Source organism: Shewanella electrodiphila (assembly GCF_023283985.1).
Classification (GTDB): domain Bacteria; phylum Pseudomonadota; class Gammaproteobacteria; order Enterobacterales; family Shewanellaceae; genus Shewanella; species Shewanella electrodiphila.
Genome location: NZ_JAKIKU010000029.1, coordinates 1 through 5,962 on the forward strand (window position 1 = coordinate 1; position 5,962 = coordinate 5,962).

At 36.9% G+C, this 5,962-nt stretch carries 6 protein-coding genes; 2 read left to right on the forward strand and 4 right to left on the reverse strand.

Annotated features, from left to right (window positions below; translation table 11 throughout):
• Positions 1 to 363: 363 nt before the first annotated feature.
• Positions 364 to 765 carry a hypothetical protein gene (locus L2737_RS22005; RefSeq protein WP_248957111.1) on the reverse strand — a complete coding sequence of 134 codons (402 nt, stop codon included), beginning with the start codon at positions 763 to 765 and terminating at the stop codon, positions 364 to 366.
• A 218-nt stretch (positions 766 to 983) separates the two neighbouring features.
• Between L2737_RS22005 and L2737_RS22010 the strand changes: the two genes are divergently transcribed.
• On the forward strand, positions 984 to 1,277 hold the full coding sequence (locus L2737_RS22010; RefSeq protein ID WP_131401523.1) for a contact-dependent growth inhibition system immunity protein: 294 nt from the start codon (positions 984 to 986) through the stop codon (positions 1,275 to 1,277).
• 27 nt (positions 1,278 to 1,304) lie between these two features.
• Positions 1,305 to 2,786, forward strand: a complete 1,482-nt coding sequence (mobQ, locus tag L2737_RS22015; RefSeq protein ID WP_248957112.1) for a MobQ family relaxase — start codon at positions 1,305 to 1,307, stop codon at positions 2,784 to 2,786.
• A 178-nt stretch (positions 2,787 to 2,964) separates the two neighbouring features.
• Here mobQ and L2737_RS22020 read toward each other — a convergent pair whose 3' ends face one another.
• From L2737_RS22020 to L2737_RS22030, 3 genes are all read right to left on the reverse strand, one after another.
• The gene (locus tag L2737_RS22020) at positions 2,965 to 3,510 is read right to left on the reverse strand and encodes a hypothetical protein (RefSeq protein WP_248957113.1); all 546 of its coding nucleotides are present in this window, start codon (positions 3,508 to 3,510) and stop codon (positions 2,965 to 2,967) included.
• Entirely contained in the window at positions 3,511 to 4,380 is an 870-nt protein-coding gene (locus L2737_RS22025; protein WP_248957114.1) for a hypothetical protein, read from the reverse strand.
• Positions 4,381 to 4,822: 442 nt separating this feature from the next.
• Entirely contained in the window at positions 4,823 to 5,923 is a 1,101-nt protein-coding gene (locus tag L2737_RS22030; protein WP_248957115.1) for a RepB family plasmid replication initiator protein, read from the reverse strand.
• Positions 5,924 to 5,962: the final 39 nt, after the last annotated feature.

Below are 5,962 nucleotides of genomic sequence, written 5' to 3' on the forward strand. Positions count from 1 at the left end.
TTTGTAAGAAGCTCTAATCATATCGTTATTGAGCGTGATTAAATCCTTTTCATCTGATTTTTCATAATCCATAACAATCTCAAATTCAATAAGGTAAGGGACTTATTATATACTGTCCCTTACTCCACATCAATACGTCCCTTACTCCACATCAATACGTCCCTTACTCCACATCAATACGTCCCTTACTTCGCATCAATACGTCCCTTTCTATCCTCTAAAAGCTATGGCTAGTAAGCCTCACAGAGGAGCTAATAACTCTTTAATAACTTCTTAAAAACATATAAAAAGGAACTATTTTTTACATTTAAAAAAATAAGGATAAAAAGACTAAAATATGACAGATTCTGGTCACTTTAATTACTATTCAGATGACCAATAACTTGCAAATAATGCCTTATCACCATCACGAATTAAGAAGCTCTCTAATTCATCCATAATAAATTTTTTGCTTAGCTTATCTGTTTCTATCAAATGCTCAACCATAGCACCCATTAATATTTTTCGCTTACTATCCTGCTTACGATTGAGCTTACTTCTAGCCACCTGCTTTCGTTGCTTAATAGCTTGTATCCGATTTTCATTTTGAGTGATATATGTATCTAGCTTATCGAGATGATCTATCATCTCAGTCAACCATTTATTCTTCTTTGGATTGTCTTTCTTAACCGCAGACCGAACCGATCTCATTTCAGCCAATAAACTATCACGATCAACCAACATCTTAGCTAACTGATCTTCTAGTTCCTTCTGTATTTTAGACACCTAATTTGCTCCTTCCCTTGTATAAAACCTAAAAATAGTAGCATAAATGAGGTACAAGGGCGCACTTATGCAAACTATGATAAACTCACCTTATCGGTGAGCTTATCATAGTTTGCAGTGCGACAAGGGGAAATCCCCCTGTACCCCCAAAAGCCAAACCAAGCAACCTTTAAATACTCATTTTTCTGCTGAAAAATGACAAAGTAAGGCTGAATATTATGCATGATACTTTCATATATTTCATGAATGCTTACTTTTATCAAGATTGGCAATCCGAGTACTCAGGAACGAGAGTAGATGATACAAACGTCCTTATTCGTTTTGTTCAAAATGAGAATCTTGAGATAGTAACCAACTTAGTTACCGATATTAAATACATTTTGAGCAACGACTTGGCAAAACAAATTTTTGATACTAATAATTTTGACTTCGATCCGCTGTTATATGGCTATAGCAGCGAAAGAGAATGGTTTGAAGTGGCTTATAAGAAACTCATTTCTGAAATCAAGTAATACAAAATAAGGTTTAATCAGTAACTCATGGCGATCTATCATTTATCCGTCAAAACGTTTTCACGCAGCAATGGGCAATCTGCTACCGCAGCTGTGGCTTATCGTGCCGGTGCAAAAATTCATTGCGACCACGAAAGGCGTGACCATGACTATTCAAAAAAACGTGATGTGATACATAGTGAGATATTTTTACCACCCAATGCCCCCAGTTGGGCAACTGACCGTCAGCAGCTTTGGAATGAGGTAGAGAGAGCCGAAAAACGCAAAAACAGTACGGTAGCAAGAGAGTTTGAGGTGGCGTTACCGAATGAACTCAATGAGCAGCAGCGTATTGCACTGGTGCAAGACTTCGCCAAGCAGATCGTAGCAAGACACGGCTGTGCCGTAGATGCCCATTTGCATGATGATAAAGCTTCGTATAAGAGTAAAGAGAACCAACACGCACACATCATGCTAACGACAAGGCGATTAGAGCCAGAAGGTTTTACTAAGAAAACTCGTGAGCTAGACGAAAAGAAAAGCGGTGAGGTGGTCTATTGGCGCGAACAATGGGCAAAGACTGCTAATGAGCATTTGCGTGAGTATGGGATAGAGATTGACCATAGAAGTCTGAAAGATCAAGGATTAGAGCGTGAACCAACCATTAAAATGGGTGTGGCTGCTAGTGCATTAGAGCGTAAAGGCGTCAAAACAGACCGTGGCGATATCAATCGTGAGGTAGCCAAATATAATAAAGTTCTCGAAACCAATAGTAATGAGAAAATTAACGATATTTTAAGAAAGCAGATTAAACAAGCAACCGAACTTCATAACAAGCTACAGTTTATCAAACGTAGGCTACCCGAAGTCAAAAGAGACATTGCTGAAAAACAGCCTAAGCTATACCAAGCCTTTGATGATCTAGGAATACCAACGGCTGAACCTGAACCGATTAGGAGTGTTGAACATGAGCAAGAACGAGAAAGAATCGAGCCAGTTAGTGAGCAAGTGGATAGATCGCCAAGCCTTGAGAGCGATTCAAATGAGCGAGGACGAGAATTACCGCCAGTTGGTAGCAGCGAGAGCAACGAATTGGGGCAAGGACATAACAGCGAAGTCCGACTTACGGATCAAACAGTCACAAGCACCGCACTTAGAGATATAGCAGAAAGCTCACAGCAGCCCTTAGAGCCATATGAACCTCAGCAGGCTATCCAAGCATCATCACAGCCTGACAATCAAGCAATAGCCGCCAAACAGAAAGAATTAGCACAGCAAACGGAGCTACTAACAGAATCCCCTGAACAGGAGGCGATTAGGGCAAATATTGAGGCTGTTAAAAGAATGGTATCAGAGGTATATGCCAATGAGCCTGAAAAGCTTAAGAAAATGCTCAAGGCGGTTGACGATAAGATACCTGACATAATGAGTGGTAAAGTCGTCTTACCACCTATCAAGGTAAAAGCAGTGCCCGAAAGAGTGGCGGTGAGAACCCCTAAACCTGATAAGGGTCAGGACGTAGAACGTTAGAGTAAGTATGGTTTCCTAGTGAGGAATTTAAATTTTGACTATAGCCTGATTATGTCGATTCTCAAAACCACGATCTTCGAGGACTCTTGCAAATGATTTAAAAGAAAAACCACCAGAATATAAGTTCTGATTTCATTAAAATACATCAAACATTGCGTGAGTATGGAATAGGATTATTTTACTTTAATACCCTAATTCCAGTTGAAACCTTGAGGTCAGCTAAAGTCTTTGGCGCACTAGACTTCTCTGGTTCCTTACTACCTGTAGCATATATCAGCTTTTTGCCTTTAACAGAGTTTTCAATATCATTCTCAATATAGGAATTTATTTCTTTTTGACATTCAATTAAGTTAGATTCTGCTTCGTCAATATCAGTAGGAGTGATGCGTAAGCTTATATCGTAATCTGCCTTACATCTTAAGTCATGATATCTTTGCATCTTCTTACCAACTTCTATCAAGCTGCTTATATTTGATCGTTGTAAACTCATATAAACTGATTGATGAGAGCTATATGGCCTTGGCACACTACCTTTTTTAAATGGTTGTTCGGTATATTGAGTCAATTTTTTAGCACAGTCTAACCCAAAGAGGGAAGATGCTAAATGGTAGGTAGCATAATAGCCACGAGCAATTAACAGCCTACTACGTGCTTCAACCGGTTCAAAATTTAGACTTTTAAGAGCCTCTTTCAGCTTATACATGTCTTCAATATTTATTGGCATTTACACTACCATACTTTTATTTTTTCTAGCATAAACAGCGTGTGGGTTTTCTCTACCATCATCAATGTCTTCGCATGACTTAAAATAAGTGACGAAACTCCCTAAGCTACTAAGACAGTCGTTATTTAAAGCATATTCAATAAATACAGAGTCAAACTCTGCATTCAAGTCAACTGCTTGCTTAGAGTTAATAGTCAAAAAAGATTCTACTCTAATGAATTGATCAAAACGGTCTTCAATACTAAAACGAATCTTTGCTTCTTCATGAGATTTTTTTGAATTGAATTTATTCAAAAAACTCATAAAGGTCGTATAGTCAGTAGGGCTGACTCCTATAGACTCAATATCCCTTGCTAAACTTAGTATGCTTTCAACAGCTTCTACGCCTTCACTCTTTACTTCTTTCGAAACTGCTGATTTCGGTTCAAATAAACGAATAGCCTCTTTTAGCGAATCAGTATTTAATGTGAAATATGAGCTTCTTATTATTTTACTAAAAGTATATTCACAGCTGTTATCGACCTTAAGATGACTAATGCCTTGCTCAAACACATCTTCGAATTTACTTAGTTTAAATAAAAGTGCTATATAGTTAGGTCGTAAATCATGTCTATTTACATCTACTCTAAAAGCATTATCGTAAAATACTTTCGCTTTATCGTAATTACTATTTATTGACTCAAGAAGTGATAAAATACACCAATAAACAGCATAATCACCTTCCTTATTTTTTTCTGCGTTATCCTTCATTTTTTTAACATAAAATGGATCAGGTTTTAATAAACCAGAACTCTCTCTTAAGTATATAATTAAATTATTACCAAGATCGATAAGCTCTTCTGCATTAGTTTTCGGCTTAATTGATGCCATGATTCACCTTAATTTCTTTATAGTGCGTTACAGATATTCAGAGTGCTTAAAGTGCCCTAAAGGACAGTTATGAAGTGTATTTACATGTTCGGTAGTAGATGAGAAGCAGAGTCAAATGAGCAATTACAAGCAAATAGTAACATTTGACCATCGTTTGTTCAATTTATAGCATTGTGATATTTGTATATGTTAACTTTATATTTCATAAAACTTCTTATTTAACAGTAGCTTACTGCCAAGACAAGCCTTCACTTTGCTTTGCACTCGTGATAGTAGTTTCACTATCTAATTTAAAGCAGGAAACCGTAAACTGACTGAGCTCATACGTCTAGTCAAGAACGAGCATACCCTAGTAGAACCACCAAATAATCCTGTTATTTAAGCTGATGAACCACTTAAGATAAACTCTATTAGTGGAACTATTGATAGTAGACCATTGGTTTTAATATTCTAAATATTCCCTGATTGGACGCTTACTAAACTGTGATGCGTCCTTTTTTAGTCGATTAACCATTTCTAACTCCCATCCTTGCTGCGACTGTCCAGCTAGGCTAGTAGGGCTTACCAAATGATTGTATTCCGCCATAAAAGCTGGATTGCGAGCAATACGCCCTAACTGCTTATCGTTTAGTCCGTCAACCGTAAACATATCTGCTGTATTAGCGTCACGTTCTGTTTTACCCTTAGCCTTACTCTTGATGATTTTCGCTTTTGGCTTGAATTTGATTTTTAAATGCGTGAGCTTAAACCCTTTACCCGATTTACCATTTTTATCTGTCAAACTATAACTAGCCGTATAAAGTGATTTTTCGTTAATTTCATCAATCGCAACGTCTAGTACACGCTTTCTAAGGTCTTTTACTGCATCATATTTATCTGTTAAATCAAGCATTTCTCTAAAAGCAGCAAGGGTAGATATAACAAACCCTGTATCACGCCATTGCATCATCATAATGTAAATTCTAAAGCTATAAAAACTGCTAAATCCTGCCATTTCATCAAGTTTTAATTGAGTGAAATGCTGTCGTAACTCGCTAATATACGGAATAATATCAGCATGAAAAATTATTCTAGCCATGATGTTATCATCTGACTTCGCAATCATAGGTAAGCTATCTAACAAATTATGCTTTCGTAGCTGTCGTATAAAATCATCATCATATTTTGAGTTAGGATATTTTCTCTTCAATTCTTCAAAAATATCGGTTTTGAAGTGCAATATATTATGTACCCAATGAGTACCAAGCACACCGATAGGTGTATCAATAAAAATTTTTCTATCCAATAAATCACTACAAGCGGAACGAATTTCTCTAGCCACGTTGTTAGGCTCTACACCTAATCTAATAAAATCCGCCTTAGTAATGTAATAAGGCTTCATTGGGTCAAGTGGCACAGACTCTTTATCCTTCTCACCTTTCGGCATTTGAGCAATAGCAATCAAAATTAACCGTATCTCATTCACTGATAATTTGTAAGAAGCTCTAATCATATCGTTATTGAGCGTGATTAAATCCTTTTCATCTGATTTTTCATAATCCATAACAATCTCAAATTCAATAAGGTAAGGGACTTATTATAT

What these genes read in the sequence shown, in the direction of transcription:
- L2737_RS22010 (WP_131401523.1), top strand. Translation starts at nt 984, where the DNA reads ATGCATGATACTTTCATATATTTCATGAATGCTTACTTTTATCAAGAT.
- mobQ (WP_248957112.1), top strand. Translation starts at nt 1,305, where the DNA reads ATGGCGATCTATCATTTATCCGTCAAAACGTTTTCACGCAGCAATGGG.
- L2737_RS22020 (WP_248957113.1), bottom strand. Translation starts at nt 3,510, where the DNA reads ATGCCAATAAATATTGAAGACATGTATAAGCTGAAAGAGGCTCTTAAA.
- L2737_RS22025 (WP_248957114.1), bottom strand. Translation starts at nt 4,380, where the DNA reads ATGGCATCAATTAAGCCGAAAACTAATGCAGAAGAGCTTATCGATCTT.
- L2737_RS22030 (WP_248957115.1), bottom strand. Translation starts at nt 5,923, where the DNA reads ATGGATTATGAAAAATCAGATGAAAAGGATTTAATCACGCTCAATAAC.